The sequence below is a fragment of the Variovorax sp. CCNWLW225 genome, assembly GCF_037204045.1.
Lineage (GTDB): Bacteria > Pseudomonadota > Gammaproteobacteria > Burkholderiales > Burkholderiaceae_C > Variovorax.
The window spans coordinates 133,849-148,915 of the sequence record NZ_JBBCBV010000005.1; the positions used below are offsets into that span (position 1 = coordinate 133,849).

A 15,067-nucleotide genomic window follows, 5' to 3' on the forward strand; every position below is an offset into this window, starting at 1 on the left:
GATCTGCCGCGACCGCAGGAAAGCGCGGTGCAGCAACCGGAACACGGAGGGATTCAGCGAGTGGAAGGCGGGCCGCGCGCGTCGAACAGCGCGACCCAGCGGGCGATGGCTTCGCCCTGCAGATAGGCAAAGGTGGCGGACGGCAGCAACACCGGCAGCACCAGCGTGGGAACGCCCAATGCGCCCGAGCCGTGCGACAGCTGGTCGTACAGCCGGCATTCGGCGTCGGTGTGGTCGCCGAACAGGCTGGCAATGCCGTGGGGCACGTGGGGCACGTGTGACACGTGGGCTGCCTGCACGCGCGCCTCTTCGCCATGGCTGGCCTGCGCCGCCGCGGCCGGCTGGCCAAGGCCCGGCACGTGCAGCGACCGGTGGATCAGCCCGAGCGTGCCCGCGAACCACAACGCCACCACCAGCGCGATGGCGATCGCACGGGTCGACAGGATCGACCGATGCGGAGCCTGGCTGGCGGTGATGTGCACGGGGGCGGGCCTTTGGCGAAAGATCAGGCCTTGACGCGCGAGGCGAAGGTCTTCTGGAACTTCTCGACCTTGGGCCCCACCACGAAGGCGCAGTAGCCCTGGTTCGGGTTGTTCAGGAAGTAGTCCTGGTGGTAGGCCTCGGCGGTCGAGTAGTTGGCGAGCGGCACCACCTCGGTCACCACGGGGGCGCTGTAGGTCTTGCCGGCCTCGATTTCGCGGATGACCGCCTGGGCCACTTCCTTCTGCCCGTCGTTCGTGAAATAGATGCCGCTGCGGTACTGCGTGCCAACGTCGTTGCCCTGGCGGTTCAGCGACGTGGGGTCGTGCACCACAAAGAAGATCTCGAGAATTTCGCGCAGGCTGATGACGGCGGGGTCGAATTCGACCTTCACGACCTCCACATGGCCTGTGCGGCCTGTGCAAATCTGCTCGTAGGTCGGGTTGACGGTCTGGCCGTTGCAGTAGCCCGACTCCACGTCCACCACGCCCTGCACGCGGTCGAAAACCGCCTCGGTGCACCAGAAGCAGCCGCCGCCCAGCACGATGGTTTCGGTTTGCGACGGCGAGGAAGACATGGGCTGCTCCGGCAGGTAGGAAAAAAGCGAACCCGATATTGTCGCGGCTTGACGGGCCGGATGCTGGTCACTACATTACTAACCCGCGAGTCATTAATCTCATGCCCTCCCCCCGTTCCTTTGTCGACAAGATCTGCCCGGTGCGCTCCAAACGCGAGCGCCGGAAGGAAGCGCGCCCCGGCGAACTGCTGGCGGCGGCGCTCGATCTCTTCGTCGAAAAAGGCTTTGCCGCCACCCGCGCCGAGGAAGTCGCGGCGCGCGCCGGCGTCTCCAAGGGCACGCTTTTTCTTTATTTCCCGAGCAAGGAAGAGCTCTTCAAGGCCGTGGTGGTCGAAAACCTCAGCGGCCGGTTTTCCGAGTGGAACGAAGAATTCGAGACCTTCGAGGGCACCTCGGCGGACATGCTGCGCTATTGCATGCGCGTCTGGTGGGAGCGGGTCGGCATGACCAAGGCTTCGGGCCTGACCAAGCTCATGATGAGCGAAGGCGCCAATTTTCCGGACCTGGCGGAGTTCTACCGCAAGGAAGTGATCCGGCCGGGCCATTCGCTGTTGCGGCGCATCCTGCAGCGTGGCATCGACAAGGGCGAATTCGCGCCGGTCGACATCGACCACGCCATCTACTCGGTGGTGGCGCCCATGGTCTTCCTGATGCTCTGGAAGCATTCGGCCATGGTGTGCGTCGACGAAGACACCGCGCTCGACCCCGAAAAATACCTTGCCACCCAGGCCGAGACCGTGCTTTACGGCCTCACCCGCCGGCCCGGAGCCGCGGCATGAAGCGTGCATGGATGGCCGGGCTTCCGCGAGCGGGCGCGGCGCAACCTAAAATTGAAGGTTTGTCCTGAGCCCCACAAGGAAAAGCCCCCAATGAACCCGACCCCCACCCTCGAGCGCTTGCGCTTCAACATGATCGAGCAGCAGATCCGGCCCTGGGATGTGCTGGACCTGGAAATTCTCGACCTGCTGGCCGCCATCCGGCGCGAAGACTACGTGCCGCCCGCGCACCGCGGCCTGGCCTTCTTCGACATGGAAATTCCGCTCGGCGACGGCTCCGTTCCCGGCCAGGTGATGCTCTCGCCCAAGGTCGAGGCACGCATGCTGCAAGACCTGCACGTGCAAAAGCACGAGTCGGTGCTCGAGATCGGTACCGGCTCCGGCTTCATGGCCGCCCTGCTCGCCCATCGCGCGGCCCAGGTGCTGTCGCTCGAAATCGACCCCGTGCTGGCCGCCCGCGCCGCCGAGACGCTGCGCCAGAACGGCCTTGCCAACGTGGAAGTGCGCAACGCCGATGGCGCCGTGCCGCTGCCGAGCGGCCCCAGCTTCGACGTGATCGTGCTCAGCGGTTCCGTCGCCCGCATTCCGCAGAACCTGCTTGGCTCCCTCAAGGTGGGTGGCCGCCTGGCCGCCATCGTGGGCGAAGAGCCGATGATGCGCGCGCACTTCGTCACCCGCACCAGCGAAAGCAAGTGGGACACCATCCAGCCGTGGGACACCGTGGCGCCGCGCCTGCTCAACTTCCCCGAGCCTTCGCGCTTCTCGTTCTGAACGGGCGCAATCGAATGATCGATCAAGTCCGCCCCGCCGATCTCGCAGCCTGGTTTGCGCAAAACCCCGATGCGGCGCCCGTGCTGCTCGACGTGCGCGAACCCTGGGAGCTGCAGACGGCAAGCGTCGCGCCCCAGGGCTTCACGCTGGTCGCCATCCCGATGAACGAAATTCCGGGCCGGCTTTCCGAACTCGACGAAGGCCAGCGCATTGCGTGCCTGTGCCATCACGGCGCACGCAGCCAGCGTGTGGCGGCCTTCCTGAGCCAGAACGGCTTTGCCGAGCTGGCCAACGTGGCCGGCGGCATCGACGCCTGGTCCGCACAGCACGACCCTGCCGTGCCGCGCTACTGATTCTTTCTTCAAGGACGTTCAATGCCTTCCAGGCCCAGGCTTTTGCCTCTTTCCGCAGCGCTCGCAAGTCTCTTTGCCACCCTGCTCGCACTGCCGGCCCAAGGCCAGACACTGAACGAACTCTACGAATCCGCCCGCGGCTTCGACGCCACCTACCAGGGCGCGCGAGCCCAGTACGAAGCAAACGTGGCGCGTGCCGCCCAGGCCAGGGCGGGCATTCTTCCCGCGGTGGGGCTCACGGCCGGCGCCACGCGCAACAACCTCGACATCGACACCCTGACCGGCCCGGGCCGCGGAACCAGCACGCCGCGCGACTTCACCACGCAGAACGTCGGCATCAATGCCACGCAGCCGATCTACCGGCCTGCCAACTGGGCGACCTACGAGCAAGGCAAGCGCCAGGCCGAGATTGCCGAGGCGGTGCTCACCGCGGCCGAGCAGGACCTGATCGTTCGCGTGAGCCAGGCGTATTTCGACGTGCTCGCCAGCCAGGACAGCCTGACGCTGGTGCGCGCGCAAAAGGTGGCCGTGGCCGAGCAGCTCGCATCGGCCAAGCGCAATTTCGAGGTCGGCACCTCCACCATCACCGACACGCGTGAAGCGCAGGCGCGCTACGACCTCGTCATTGCGCAAGAGATTGCCGCCGAGAACGACCTGCAGGTCAAGAAGATCGTCCTCGACCAGTTGGTCGGCCGGCCCGGCAGCGTGCCGGTTCCGCTGGCGCAGCCGGTGGTGCTGCCGACGGCCATGCCGGCCAATATCGAAGCCTGGGTGGCGCAGGCCGAAGAAGCGCACCCCTCCATCCGCCAGGCGCGGCTCGGCCTCGATGTGGCCGGCCTCGAAATCCGCAAGGCCGAAGCCGGCCACAAGCCCACGCTGGACGCCAACCTGGGCTACAACATCACGCGCAATCCGCACGGCACCAGCACCAGCACGGTGGGCACGCGCATCGATGCTGCGTCGGTGGGCGTGGTGTTCAACGTGCCGCTCTTCGCGGGCTTTGCCACCGAGAACCGCATCAAGGAAACGCTGGCGCTCGAAGACCAGTCGCGCAGCGTGCTCGAAGGCACCCGCCGCAGCGTGGCGCAGGCCACGCGCGCGGCCTACCTCGGGCTGGTGTCCGGCGCGGGCCAGGTGAAGGCGCTCGAAGCCGCCGAGGCCTCGAGCCAGAGCGCGCTCGACGCCAACCGGCTTGGCTACCAGGTGGGCGTGCGCATCAACATCGACGTGCTCAATTCGCAAAGCCAGCTGTACCAGACCAAGCGCGACCTTGCGCAGGCGCGCTACAACGTGCTGCTGGGCAACCTCAGGCTGCGCCAGGCCAACGGCACGCTGACTGTGGACGACATGAACGCGATCAATGCGACGCTGGCGAAGAACGGAGGCGCGTCTTCGCAGCCTGCGCAACCTTCGCTGGGCGAACGACCGCAGACGGCGCCTTCGACCGTGGTGCCGGTCACGCCCCCGAGCATTCCCGTGGTGCCGCCCGTGCCCGTGCCGCCGTTCAATCCGCCGGCACCGACGATGCCTTCGGCACCGCCGCCACCGGTCATCCTGAACCCCCCGGCTCGCTGAGGAACTGGCCTCCGCGGCTACTCGAGCGTAGGTTCAGCTCTCGCGTCTTCTTCCAGAGGCGCGGCGCCGGTCGGCACGGGGTCCGCGGCCTGCGCAATGGCCAGCACCGCCGCGGCGGTGCGTTCGGCCGCCCCGCGGTTCGAAGATGAGAAGGCCAGCGCGGCCTGCGCCATGGCCGCGCGGCGCTCGGGGTTCTCGACCAGCTTGAGCGCCGCGGTCACCGCCTGCTCCATGTTTTCGACGCGCAGCGAGGCACCGGCCGCAAGCGAAAGCTGCGCGGCTTCGGCAAAGTTGAAGGTCGAAGGGCCCATGACCACCGGGCAACCGCAAGCGGCGGGCTCGATGAGGTTCTGGCCGCCCAGCGGTTCGAAGCTTCCGCCCAGCAGCGCGACATCCGCCAGGCCGTAGTAAAGCGCCATTTCCCCGAGCGAATCGCCAAGCCATATCTCTGCATCGGTCGGCTGGCCGGCCGCACTGCGGCGCGCCACGGCAAAGCCCTGCGACTCGATGAGCGCGGCCACTTCGTCGAAGCGCTGGGGATGGCGCGGCACGATCATCCATTGCACGTCGTGCACGCGCTTGGCAATCGAACGAACGGCGCCCTGCTCCGGCGGCACGGGCGACGTGGCACCGAAGCGCTTGAGCACCTCGAGCAGCATGCGCTCTTCGCCGTCGCGCGAGCTCGCAAGCACCACCATCGGCTTGGGCAGCCGCTCGCGCAGCGCCACGGCCGCGGTGAGCTGGCGCGCGTCGGGCGAGGCATCGAACTTGAGGTTGCCGTAGATGCCGGCCACCTTGGCGCCAAGCGACACCAGCCGGTGCGCGTCGGCCTCCGTCTGTGCCCACACGGCGGCCAGCGCCGAATACGCGGGCCGCGCAAGCCAGCTCAGGCGCTCGGCAGCGGCCAGCGACTTTTCGTTGAGGCGCGCGTTGGCCAACACCAGCGGAATGCGGCGCTCGGCGCAGGCGGCGGCCATCTCGGGCCAGACCTCGGTTTCCATCAGCACGCCGATGCGCGGCTGAAAACGATCGAGAAAACGCGCCACCGCGCCCGGCGTGTCCCACGGCTGCCAGACCTGCGTGTCGCCGGGCTCGAGCAGCTTGGCGCCCTCTTCACGGCCCGTAGCGGTGCCGTGCGTGAGCAGGATGGGGATGCCCGGATACTGCCGCCGCAATTCCGCGATCAGGATGGCTGCCGCGCGTGTTTCGCCAAGCGAAACCGCATGCACCCAGCACTGCCCCTCGCCGGTGGTTGCGTCGTCGTAGTAGCCGAAGCGTTCCTCCACGGCCACGCCATAGCCGGGCTCGGCCACCGCGCGGCGCCGCAGCTTGCGGCGAACCAGCGGTTGCACAACGGTGGTGAAGACGCCGTACAGGCGCAGCAGCAGCGAACGCACGGGGTTCAGTGCGACGCTTCGGCCAGCGTCGCGTCGGCCTTGACGGTTCTGAGGAGCGCGAGCATCTCGGCTTCGATGCGCTTGAGCGCCGCATCGGTCTGGCCTTCGAAACGCAGCACCAGCACCGGCGTGGTGTTGGAAGCGCGAATCAAGCCGAAGCCGTCGGGCCAGTCGACGCGCAGTCCATCGATGGTCGAGACCACGGCCGGTGCCGCGAAGCTGGCGCCTGCAACCAGCTTTTCGACCACGGCGTGCGGCTCGCCTTCGGCGCACTTCACGTTGAGTTCGGGCGTGGAGAAGCTCGTGGGCAGCGCGTTGAGCGTGTCGCTCGCGTTCGGCGTCTTGCTCAATATCTCGAGCAGGCGGCAGCCCGCATAGGTGCCGTCGTCAAAGCCGAACCAGCGCTCCTTGAAGAAGATGTGGCCGCTCATTTCGCCGCCGAGCGGCGAATCGATCTCCTTCATCTTGGCCTTGATGAGCGAATGGCCGGTCTTGAAGATCATCGGCTTGCCGCCCGCGGCCTCGATGGCCGGCGCCAGGCGCTGCGAGCACTTCACGTCGTACACGATGGTGCCGCCCGGCACGCGCGAAAGCACGTCCTGCGCAAAGAGCTGCATCTGGCGGTCGGGGAAGATGTTCTGGCCGTCTTTCGTGACGATGCCCAGCCGGTCGCCGTCGCCATCGAAGGCCAGGCCCAGCTCGGCGTCGCCCGTGGCCAATGCGGCCATCAGGTCCTTCAGGTTCTCGGGCCGGCTCGGATCGGGATGGTGGTTGGGAAAGTCGCCGTCGACCTCGCTGAACAGCTCGGTCACTTCGCAACCGATGGCGCGAAAGATGGCGGGGGCCGAAGCGCCCGCAATGCCGTTGCCCGAATCGACCACGATCTTCAGCGGCCGCGCCAGCTTGATGTCGCCGACGATGCGCTTCACGTAGGCCTCGGTCACGTCGACATTGCGCACGCTGCCGCCGGGTGCGAGCTTGGCGGTGCCCTCTTCCATCACCTTGCGCAGGCCCTGGATCTCGTCGCCGTAGATGGCGCGCCCCGCCAGCACCATCTTGAAGCCGTTGTAGTCCTTCGGGTTGTGGCTGCCGGTCACCTGGATGCCGCTGCTCGACAGCGTGTGCGCCGCAAAGTACAGCATGGGCGTGGTCACCGCGCCTACGTTGATGACCTCGATGCCGGTGGCGACAAGGCCCTTGATCAGTGCTTCGGCGAGCGCAGGGCCCGACAGGCGGCCGTCGCGGCCCACGGCCACGGTTTTTTCACCGGCGGCACGGGCGGCGCTGCCGAAAGCCCGGCCGAGCGCTTCGGCGACCTCGGCATCGAGCGTGACGGGCACCACGCCTCGAATGTCATAGGCCTTGAAAATCGACGCACTGAGTTGCATGAGAAGGCATTCCCTGTAGTTCTAAAGACCGAGCCATTGTAGGCAAGCAGTCTGGTGCCCACATGTCCGAAAACGGCCAGTTGAAACGAGTCGAAACCGTATCATTTGTCCATGCCTTCCACACCTACCTCCACCGAAGTGCTCGAGAGCGACGCCTGCTACCTGGCAATGAAGACGCACGACGCGCGCTTCGACGGCTCTTTCTTCACCGCGGTGACCTCCACCGGCATCTATTGCCGGCCGGTCTGCCGCGTGAAACTGCCGCGCCGCGAGAACTGCCGGTTCTTCCGCCATGCAGCGCAGGCGGAGGCCGAAGGCTTTCGCCCTTGCCTGCGCTGCCGGCCCGAACTGGCGCCGCGCGCGGCAAGCTGGTCCACCGAAGATGCCTCCCGCATTCTCGCGCTGCAGGCCGCGCGCCTCATCGACGAGCCCGATGCATGGGCCGAAGACGGCCCGGGTGCCGCGCAGATCGCGGCACGGCTCGGCGTGAGCGACCGCCATCTGCGGCGCATCTTCGAGGCGCAGTTCGGTGTCTCGCCCCTGCAATATCTGCAAACGCGCCGCCTGCTGGCCGCCAAGCAATTGATCGCCGACACGCGCCTGCCCATGACGCAGGTGGCCCTGGCCAGCGGCTTTGCGAGCGTGCGCCGCTTCAACGCCGCATTTCTGGAGCACTACGGCCTCAACCCGAGTGCGCTGCGGCGCGCGGGCGGCGCCGAGGGCGGCGAAGGCAAGGCGATCGAAGTGCGCCTGGGTTTCCGTCCGCCCTATGACGTGAATGCGATGCTGGGCTTCTTCGCGCGCCGCGCGCTGCGAGGTGTCGAGGTTGCGTTCACGGCCGACGGCAAGGAGCCCGCCAAGGGCAGCACGCCTGCTTATGTGCGGCTGGCCCGCACGCTGCGCGTGCAGCAAGGCACGCAAACGCACGCCGGATGGCTGCAGCTGCGCTTCGACATGGAGCGCGAGCAGATGCTGCTCTCGGTCAGCGATTCGCTCGCCGCGGTGCTGCCGATCGTGATCAGCCGCGCGCGCGCCATGCTCGACCTCGATGCCGAGCCGATGGCCATCAACGCCGCGCTGCACGAAGCCTTTCCGCATGGCGACGGGCTGCGCGTGCCGGGCACGGTCGACGGCTTCGAGCTCGCGGTGCGGGCGGTGCTCGGCCAGCAGATCACGGTGGCCGCGGCGCGCACGCTGGGCTCGCGGCTGGTCGCGGCATTCGGCGAACCCATTGCCACGCCCATCGAGGGCCTGGACCGGCTGTTCCCCACGCCTGCAGTCGTGGCAGCCGCGAGCGGAGATGCGCTCGGTCAGCTCGGCATCGTGCGCCAGCGGCAGGCCGCGCTGCAGGCCATTGCCCGCGAGGTCGCGGCCGGCAAGCTGGCGCTGCATGCGGGTGCCGACGTGCCTTCGACCATCGCCGCGCTGCAGGAGTTGCCCGGCATCGGCGCCTGGACCGCGCAGTACATCGCCATGCGCGCGCTGCGCTGGCCCGATGCGTTTCCCGCGGGCGACATCGCGCTGCAAAAAGCATTGGGCGTGACCACCGCGCGCGCGGCCAGCGAGGCATCGCAGGCATGGCGCCCGTGGCGCAGCTATGCGGTGCTGCGCGCATGGCATGCACCGTCGCCATCACCGGCAACCGCGCCGGCCGCGGAATCACCCGCGGCAGAGCCTTCTTCCAGCAACATCGCAACGGCAGGCGCCTCCGCCTGAAATGTCATGAAGTTCAAGACCAAAGTCATCTACACATCGCACATCGAAACGCCGCTCGGCGGCATCACCATGGCGGCCACGGACGAAGGCCTGGCGGGTGTCTGGTTCGACCAGCAGCGCCACTGGCCCGACACCACGGGCTGGCAGACCAAGGACGACCATCCCGCGCTCGTCGAAGCCGGCGCGCAATTGCGCGACTACTTTGCCGGCAAGCGCGACACCTTCGACGTGAAGCTCGACCTCTCGCATGGCACCGCGTTCCAGCAGAGCGTGTGGCAGGCACTGCTTGCCATACCCGCAGGCAAGACCATGACCTACGGCGCACTGAGCGCAAACGTGGGCAACCCGACCGCGGTGCGTGCGGTGGGTGCGGCCGTGGGACGCAACCCGATCAGCGTGATCGTGCCCTGCCATCGCGTGCTCGGTGCCAACGGCTCGCTGACCGGTTACGCTGGCGGGCTCCACCGCAAGACCGCCTTGCTGGAACTCGAATCGAAATAGCGCCGGCTCCGGCCGCGCGCACCATCAAGAGAACGCATGAGCATGACAACGAAAGACAACACCACAGCTCCCGACTCGCCCAAGCCCAAGGCCTGGCTCATCGATCTGGTGCTGCTGGGCGCGCTCTGGGGCGCGTCTTTTCTTTTCATGCGCATCGGCGCGGCCGAGTTCGGTGCCTTGCCTGCGGCCGCGGTGCGCGTCGGCGTGGCCACGCTCTTCTTGTTGCCGCTGCTGTTCATGCGCGGCCACGGCGAGGCGCTGGCGCAGCACTGGAAGGCGTCCATGGCCATCGGCGTGCTGAATTCCGGCATTCCGTTTGCGCTGTTCTGCTTTGCGCTGCTCACCATCAACAGCGGCCTGGCCGCGGTGATCAACGCCACGGTGCCGATGTTCGGCGCGCTGGTGGCATGGGCCTGGTTTCGCGACCGGCCCGATGGCTCGCGCATCGTCGGGCTGATCATCGGTTTTGCGGGTGTTGCCATGCTTGCAAGCCGCAGCGCAGGCTTGCATGCCGATGCAGGCGGCAATGCCGCGCTGTGGGCCGTGCTGGCCTGTCTTGGCGCCTGCGCAAGCTATGGCGTGGCGGCCAGCGCCACGCGGCGCTACCTGGGCGGCGTGCCCGCGCTGGCCACGGCCACCGGCAGCCAGATTGGCGCCACGCTGTTCCTTGCGTTGCCCGCGCTGTGGTTCTGGCCCACGCAAATGCCCAGCCTGCGCGCATGGCTCGCGTTGCTGGCGCTGGGCATCGCCTGCACCGGCCTGGCGTACATCCTTTTCTTCCGGCTTATCGCCAATGCGGGACCGGCGCGCGCGCTGACCGTGACATTCCTGGTGCCGGTGTTCGCGGTGTTCTACGGCGCGGTGTTCCTCGGCGAAAACATCACGCAATGGATGCTGATCTGCGCGGCCGTCATCGTGTGCGGCGTGGCGCTTTCCACGGGCCTCGTGAAGCTGTGGCCGGGTGCGGGCTCGGCGGCCGCTACATCGCCGCCGCGACCACGTTGACCGACAACGCAAGCACCAGCATGTTGAATGCAAACGCGAGCACGCTGTGCACCAGCGTGATGCGCCGCATCTCGCGCGAAGTGGCCTGCACGTCCGACACCTGCGAGGTCATGCCGACCACGTACGCGTAATACAAAAAGTCGAAATAGTCCGGCTCGTCCTTGCCCGGAAAATCCAGCCCGCCGTCGGGCGAGCCGTCCCGCTGGTCGATGTAGTAGCGGTGCGCGTAATGAAACGCGTAGATCGTATGCATCATGAGCCAGGAGCCCACGAGCGCCACCAGCCCCAGCGCGATGTGCGCGGCCCGCGCGGGACCGCTCATCAGCTTGACCTGCTGCAGCAGCATTGCAATGGCAACCACGCTCGCACCAATCGCGACCAGCACCGACACCAGGATCACCAGGTTGGGCTGATCCAGCGACTGCGCGCGCTCGCGGGTTCGCTGTGCATCGAAAGTATCGGCCAGCCACCACGTGAGAACCAGGAAGACCGCAGCGCCGGTGCACCAGCCTGCAAGGCCGCGCACCATCGGCTCGAGCGGAGCGACCGCCGCAACGGCAATGCCTGCCACCGCACCATACAAGAGACGCTGCGGACCGGTGGTCGTGGAAAGATGTTCATGCATGTTCAAAGCTTAGCTTGAATACTTTTTCAGGCGCGCTAACGCCTGCATCGACAACGTCCTACAAGCACAGCGGCAATCAGCGCATGGGTTTTTGGCATGCGCCCTATTAACTTGTCGGTCATCAAAAAGGGAGCCCCGCCCGGAAGCACCGCGCGCATAGAAATTGCGTGTCGAGCCCGAGGCATTTTTTTTGCCTTCTGAAGGACCTTTCATGCTGCTGCCTCGCTCCCGCCCGCTCGCCAACACCGCAAGATTGACGACGCTGGGCACTCTGGCCGGTGCCGGATTGCTCTTTGCCCACGCAAGCGCCTGGGCGGAACCATCGCCCGCACTCGACCGGTTCAGTTTTTCGGTGGGAGCCTTCAGCGCCGATCCCAAGTTCAATGCATCGGTCAGCTCGCCCTACGGCGCGCTGCGAACGCGTGACCTCGAGCCCGGCCGCGTGACCATGCCGCGCGTGACGGCGGACCTGCTGATCGGCGACAGCCACGGACTCTCCTTCGACTACTACCGCTACAAGCGCGACTACTTCGGCCAGGCCGGCGGCAGCGAATCGCTTGGCGGTTTCGGCACGTTCAATGCCCTGGGCAACGCCAACCTCAACGTGAAGCTCGACTTTGCCAAGCTCTCGTACAAGTGGTGGCTGGGCACGGGCAACACGGTGTTCGGGCTGGGCGCGGGCGCGGCCTACTACCGCATCAATGTGGGCGCGAACGCCAATGTGGCGGTCAACGGGCGCATCAGCCAGTTGAATGAAGACGCGAGCGACGACGCCATTGCGCCCTTGCTCGAAGTCGGCGTGCGGCATGCCATCAACCCGGACCTGCGCCTGTTTGCAGACCTCTCCGGCGTGCGCAAGGGCGGCGGGCGCTTTCACGGCAACATCTACAACGCCAGCGCGGGCGTGGAGTGGTTCCCTGTGAAGAACGTGGGCCTGGTGCTGGCCTACGGCGTCACCAACATCGACCTGGCGCGCGAAAGCAGCACCGCCGAGACGCGGGTCAAGGTGAAGCTGCACGGGCCGTCTGCCTTCCTCAAGGCGCGGTTCTGAGGCTTCCACTGCCGCAGCGGCCCGGCGCCATGCATGCCATGGGCGGGGCGCCGCGCGCATAGGTGCTTGCGATCATCGGCGGCCGCGCCCCCGGCCCCTATGATCTTTTGATGTACACCCCCGCCACACTCCGCCCCGACAACATCGACGTGTGCACCGCCAGTGCGCGCCGCACCCGCAGGCCGCGCTCGCTTCTGCTTGCGGCTCCAGCGGCGGCGTTGCTGCTGGCCGCGGCCGCACCGGCCCAGGCGCTGGTCATCGGCGTGACGGAAGGCGTGAGCTACCAGGTGACGGAAAGCCAGATCGCACCGCGCTTCGAGCCCATTGCCGAGGCCTTGAGCAAGGCACTGAAGCAGCCGGTGACCATCAAGGTGTTGATTTCGTACAACGGTGCGCGCGAGGCCCTGAAGGAGCAGCAGGTCGACATGGCCTTCATCCACCCGGCCCATGTGGCGCTGGAGGCCATCAAGAGCGGCCGCTACCAGGCGCTGGCCTGGACTGGCGGCTTTACCGCGTACAAGGTATCGCTGCTGTGCAAGGAGCCGCAGCCCATCTCCGACTGGAAGAGCATTGCCGGCAAGGGCCTCGTGATGCCCGACCCGGATTCGATCACCTCGGTGATCACGCGCGCCATGCTGCGCGAGCAAGGCGTGCAGGCAGCCTCGCTCAAGCTCACCAACACGCGCTACCAGGACGCCGTGCCCTTCTACGTGAAGAACGGTTTTGCCGCTTATGGCGCCACGGCCTCGTCGGGCGTGATCAAGGCCTGGAAGGACAGCGGCGGCAACGTGTGCGCCGAGTCGCGCGCGGTGCCCATCAAGCAGTGGGTGGCGTCGCGCAAGCTCGATGCCGCCACCACCGCCGCGGCGCGAGAAGCCCTGCTGGGGCTCGCACAAAGCGACGCCGGCAAGCGCGCGCTTGCAACCTCGACCTACACTGGCTTCGTCGCGCCGTCGGCCGAGGTCGAGGCCGCCTTGCTCACCTGGCTGGGCATCTGACAACCGGCCGGCGCGGCGCCATGGCTCCGCTCCTTTTCCGCTCTTTCAGAATTGCCCATGCACGATCTTTCCAGCTTTCCCATCACCAAGAAATGGCCCGCGCTGCAGCCTGACAGGCTGCAGCTCTATTCGCTGCCCACGCCCAACGGCGTGAAGGTTTCGATCATGCTGGAAGAAACCGGGCTGCCGTACGAAGCGCACCTGGTGAGCTTCGAGACCAACGACCAGATGTCGCCGGAATTCCTGTCGCTCAATCCGAACAACAAGATTCCCGCCATCCTCGATCCCGACGGCCCCGGCGGCAAGCCGCTCGCGCTCTTCGAGTCGGGCGCCATTCTTCTCTACCTGGCCGACAAGACCGGCCAGTTCATTGCGCAAGATGCCGCGGGCCGCTACGAAACCATCCAGTGGCTCATGTTCCAGATGGGCGGCATCGGCCCCATGTTCGGCCAACTCGGCTTCTTCAACAAGTTTGCCGGCAAGGACTACGAAGACAAGCGCCCGCGCGACCGCTACGTGGCCGAATCGAAGCGGCTGCTCGGCGTGCTCGACAAGCGCCTTGCAACCAGCCAGTGGGTGGCGGGCGACAGCTACTCCATCGCCGACATCGCCATCTTCCCGTGGGTGCGCAACCTCGTCGGCTTCTATGAAGCGGGCGACCTGGTGGGCTTTGGCGAGTTCAAGAACGTGGCGCGTGCGCTCGAAGCCTTCGTTGCGCGGCCGGCCGTTGCGCGCGGCTTGGCCATTCCGAAGCGCGGCTGATTGCCAGGGGCGGCGCAGCCGCCGCCCAATCCGAAAACAGAACTATTCATTTTCGGAGCGAGTGTCTCTTTCAGGCACGCACATGAGGTTCCCAAACCTTTATCGCACCTCGTTGGGCAGCGGTTAAGGTTACACTTCAATAAGAATAATTCTTATTCAACCATCCGCGTCACCCTTCGCTCTGCGCCGGTGACCGGCCCGGGAACCACCACCACTGCGAATGCTTGCGAGAAGGCGATCGGATGCGCGACCTCGTCCAGGAACTGGTAGCTCACTATGCGGACTTGCGTCGGCAGCTGACGCGCGACCTGCGGGACCCTCACTACGCGGCGGACATCGCGCAATCCAGCTTCGAGCGGGTGTATGCGCACGCGCTCAAGCTGAACAAGGACATCCGCATCGGTGCGGCAACCGATGCGCTGCAGGGCTCGGGCATCGAGTCGCCAAGGGCGCTGCTGTTCCGCGTGGCGCGCAACCTGTGCGTGGACGACGCACGTCATCGCAAGGTGGCGCAGGAGTGGGCCAGCACGCATTTCAGCGCCGGCTCGCGCCAGACGGTGCCGTCTTGCGAATACATCGCCTCCCAGCAGCAGGTGCTGGCGCGCGTCGTCGAAACGCTGGAAACCCTGCCGCCGCGGCGGCGCGAAGTGTTTTTGCTGTTCCGCGCCTACGGCCACACGCGCGCAGAAATCGCGCAGCAGCTCGGCATCACTGAAATGGCGGTGGCCAAGCATCTGCTGCGCGCCGCCATCGACTGCTCGCGCGTGTTTGCGGCGTTGCGCTCGGAGTTGGTCGAGCAGACCATCGTCTCGAACCGAACAGGCTTCGACGCGAAGCTGGCCGAAGACTTCGCCTGAGCGACGCAACGTGGCAAGCGCGCCGGAAGAAAAGCTCATCGAGCGTGCACTCGCGCTCATCGTTGAAAGCGAAAGCGCCCCGCAAGATGCGGCTGTTGCCGCGCGCCTGGCCTTGAGCCGTTGGCGCAGCCGGTCGGCCGAACACGCAGCCGCAGCGCAAGAAGCGCGGCGTCGCTGGGACGCCCTCGGCGGCATGGCGGCGGAACTGCGCAACCTGCAAAAGTAACGGCGCCGC

The 15,067-nt window shown here is 66.7% G+C and carries 17 protein-coding genes; 12 read left to right on the forward strand and 5 right to left on the reverse strand.

What is annotated here, in order from left to right:
• Nucleotides 1–53 precede the first annotated feature (53 nt).
• Together V9L20_RS12060 and msrA are read right to left on the reverse strand one after the other, a co-directional pair.
• Entirely contained in the window at nt 54–482 is a 429-nt protein-coding gene (locus tag V9L20_RS12060; protein WP_337296778.1) for a hypothetical protein, read from the reverse strand.
• A gap of 23 nt (nt 483–505) precedes the next feature.
• Nucleotides 506–1,057, reverse strand: a complete 552-nt coding sequence (msrA, locus tag V9L20_RS12065) for a peptide-methionine (S)-S-oxide reductase MsrA (protein ID WP_337296779.1) — start codon at nt 1,055–1,057, stop codon at nt 506–508.
• 101 nt (nt 1,058–1,158) lie between these two features.
• Here msrA and V9L20_RS12070 point away from each other — a divergent pair, with 101 nt between their 5' ends.
• The 4 genes from V9L20_RS12070 (at nt 1,159) to V9L20_RS12085 (ending at nt 4,532) form a co-directional block, all read left to right on the forward strand.
• The gene (locus V9L20_RS12070) at nt 1,159–1,836 is read left to right on the forward strand and encodes a TetR/AcrR family transcriptional regulator (protein ID WP_337296780.1); all 678 of its coding nucleotides are present in this window, start codon (nt 1,159–1,161) and stop codon (nt 1,834–1,836) included.
• A gap of 90 nt (nt 1,837–1,926) precedes the next feature.
• Nucleotides 1,927–2,604, forward strand: coding sequence for a protein-L-isoaspartate O-methyltransferase family protein (locus V9L20_RS12075; protein WP_337296781.1), 678 nt, complete (start codon nt 1,927–1,929; stop codon nt 2,602–2,604).
• A gap of 14 nt (nt 2,605–2,618) precedes the next feature.
• Complete coding sequence (locus V9L20_RS12080; protein WP_157614927.1) at nt 2,619–2,957, forward strand: rhodanese-like domain-containing protein; 339 nt, start codon at nt 2,619–2,621, stop codon at nt 2,955–2,957.
• A 21-nt stretch (nt 2,958–2,978) separates the two neighbouring features.
• A complete protein-coding gene (locus tag V9L20_RS12085; RefSeq protein ID WP_337296782.1) occupies nt 2,979–4,532 on the forward strand; it encodes a TolC family outer membrane protein in 1,554 nt (517 codons plus the stop codon).
• Nucleotides 4,533–4,549: 17 nt separating this feature from the next.
• Here the strand turns inward: V9L20_RS12085 and V9L20_RS12090 are convergent, their stop codons facing one another.
• A complete protein-coding gene (locus V9L20_RS12090) occupies nt 4,550–5,929 on the reverse strand; it encodes a 3-deoxy-D-manno-octulosonic acid transferase (RefSeq protein WP_258501582.1) in 1,380 nt (459 codons plus the stop codon).
• Nucleotides 5,930–5,934: 5 nt separating this feature from the next.
• Nucleotides 5,935–7,317 carry a phosphomannomutase/phosphoglucomutase gene (locus V9L20_RS12095; protein ID WP_126746240.1) on the reverse strand — a complete coding sequence of 461 codons (1,383 nt, stop codon included), beginning with the start codon at nt 7,315–7,317 and terminating at the stop codon, nt 5,935–5,937.
• A gap of 111 nt (nt 7,318–7,428) precedes the next feature.
• Here V9L20_RS12095 and V9L20_RS12100 point away from each other — a divergent pair, with 111 nt between their 5' ends.
• Genes V9L20_RS12100 through V9L20_RS12110 form a run of 3 tightly spaced genes read left to right on the forward strand, consistent with a single transcriptional unit; the run spans nt 7,429 to nt 10,539 of the window.
• Nucleotides 7,429–9,033 carry a DNA-3-methyladenine glycosylase 2 family protein gene (locus V9L20_RS12100; protein ID WP_337296783.1) on the forward strand — a complete coding sequence of 535 codons (1,605 nt, stop codon included), beginning with the start codon at nt 7,429–7,431 and terminating at the stop codon, nt 9,031–9,033.
• Nucleotides 9,034–9,039: 6 nt separating this feature from the next.
• Complete coding sequence (locus V9L20_RS12105) at nt 9,040–9,534, forward strand: methylated-DNA--[protein]-cysteine S-methyltransferase (RefSeq protein ID WP_258501584.1); 495 nt, start codon at nt 9,040–9,042, stop codon at nt 9,532–9,534.
• 36 nt (nt 9,535–9,570) lie between these two features.
• Nucleotides 9,571–10,539 carry a DMT family transporter gene (locus V9L20_RS12110; RefSeq protein ID WP_258501586.1) on the forward strand — a complete coding sequence of 323 codons (969 nt, stop codon included), beginning with the start codon at nt 9,571–9,573 and terminating at the stop codon, nt 10,537–10,539.
• Here V9L20_RS12110 and V9L20_RS12115 read toward each other — a convergent pair.
• Nucleotides 10,514–11,164 carry a DUF1345 domain-containing protein gene (locus tag V9L20_RS12115; protein ID WP_337296784.1) on the reverse strand — a complete coding sequence of 217 codons (651 nt, stop codon included), beginning with the start codon at nt 11,162–11,164 and terminating at the stop codon, nt 10,514–10,516. The two genes, V9L20_RS12110 and V9L20_RS12115, sit on opposite strands and share 26 nt — an antisense overlap.
• Before the next feature lie 211 nt (nt 11,165–11,375).
• Here V9L20_RS12115 and V9L20_RS12120 point away from each other — a divergent pair, with 211 nt between their 5' ends.
• From V9L20_RS12120 to V9L20_RS12140, 5 genes are all read left to right on the forward strand, one after another.
• Nucleotides 11,376–12,215, forward strand: a complete 840-nt coding sequence (locus V9L20_RS12120; protein ID WP_258501590.1) for a hypothetical protein — start codon at nt 11,376–11,378, stop codon at nt 12,213–12,215.
• 110 nt (nt 12,216–12,325) lie between these two features.
• Entirely contained in the window at nt 12,326–13,213 is an 888-nt protein-coding gene (locus tag V9L20_RS12125; RefSeq protein WP_337296785.1) for a phosphate/phosphite/phosphonate ABC transporter substrate-binding protein, read from the forward strand.
• A gap of 57 nt (nt 13,214–13,270) precedes the next feature.
• Nucleotides 13,271–13,975: a glutathione S-transferase N-terminal domain-containing protein gene (locus tag V9L20_RS12130; protein WP_258501592.1), complete on the forward strand. Its 705-nt coding sequence runs from the start codon at nt 13,271–13,273 to the stop codon at nt 13,973–13,975.
• Nucleotides 13,976–14,217: 242 nt separating this feature from the next.
• Entirely contained in the window at nt 14,218–14,832 is a 615-nt protein-coding gene (locus V9L20_RS12135; RefSeq protein WP_337296786.1) for an RNA polymerase sigma factor, read from the forward strand.
• A 10-nt stretch (nt 14,833–14,842) separates the two neighbouring features.
• Complete coding sequence (locus tag V9L20_RS12140) at nt 14,843–15,058, forward strand: iron dicitrate transport regulator FecR (protein ID WP_258501596.1); 216 nt, start codon at nt 14,843–14,845, stop codon at nt 15,056–15,058.
• Nucleotides 15,059–15,067 lie beyond the last annotated feature (9 nt).

Bases quoted from the DNA above. Each gene is read 5' to 3' on its own strand.
- msrA (WP_337296779.1), bottom strand. From the start codon at position 1,057: ATGTCTTCCTCGCCGTCGCAAACCGAAACCATCGTGCTGGGCGGCGGC.
- V9L20_RS12070 (WP_337296780.1), top strand. From the start codon at position 1,159: ATGCCCTCCCCCCGTTCCTTTGTCGACAAGATCTGCCCGGTGCGCTCC.
- V9L20_RS12075 (WP_337296781.1), top strand. From the start codon at position 1,927: ATGAACCCGACCCCCACCCTCGAGCGCTTGCGCTTCAACATGATCGAG.
- V9L20_RS12080 (WP_157614927.1), top strand. From the start codon at position 2,619: ATGATCGATCAAGTCCGCCCCGCCGATCTCGCAGCCTGGTTTGCGCAA.
- V9L20_RS12085 (WP_337296782.1), top strand. From the start codon at position 2,979: ATGCCTTCCAGGCCCAGGCTTTTGCCTCTTTCCGCAGCGCTCGCAAGT.
- V9L20_RS12095 (WP_126746240.1), bottom strand. From the start codon at position 7,317: ATGCAACTCAGTGCGTCGATTTTCAAGGCCTATGACATTCGAGGCGTG.
- V9L20_RS12100 (WP_337296783.1), top strand. From the start codon at position 7,429: ATGCCTTCCACACCTACCTCCACCGAAGTGCTCGAGAGCGACGCCTGC.
- V9L20_RS12105 (WP_258501584.1), top strand. From the start codon at position 9,040: ATGAAGTTCAAGACCAAAGTCATCTACACATCGCACATCGAAACGCCG.
- V9L20_RS12110 (WP_258501586.1), top strand. From the start codon at position 9,571: ATGAGCATGACAACGAAAGACAACACCACAGCTCCCGACTCGCCCAAG.
- V9L20_RS12115 (WP_337296784.1), bottom strand. From the start codon at position 11,164: ATGCATGAACATCTTTCCACGACCACCGGTCCGCAGCGTCTCTTGTAT.
- V9L20_RS12120 (WP_258501590.1), top strand. From the start codon at position 11,376: ATGCTGCTGCCTCGCTCCCGCCCGCTCGCCAACACCGCAAGATTGACG.
- V9L20_RS12125 (WP_337296785.1), top strand. From the start codon at position 12,326: ATGTACACCCCCGCCACACTCCGCCCCGACAACATCGACGTGTGCACC.
- V9L20_RS12130 (WP_258501592.1), top strand. From the start codon at position 13,271: ATGCACGATCTTTCCAGCTTTCCCATCACCAAGAAATGGCCCGCGCTG.
- V9L20_RS12135 (WP_337296786.1), top strand. From the start codon at position 14,218: ATGCGCGACCTCGTCCAGGAACTGGTAGCTCACTATGCGGACTTGCGT.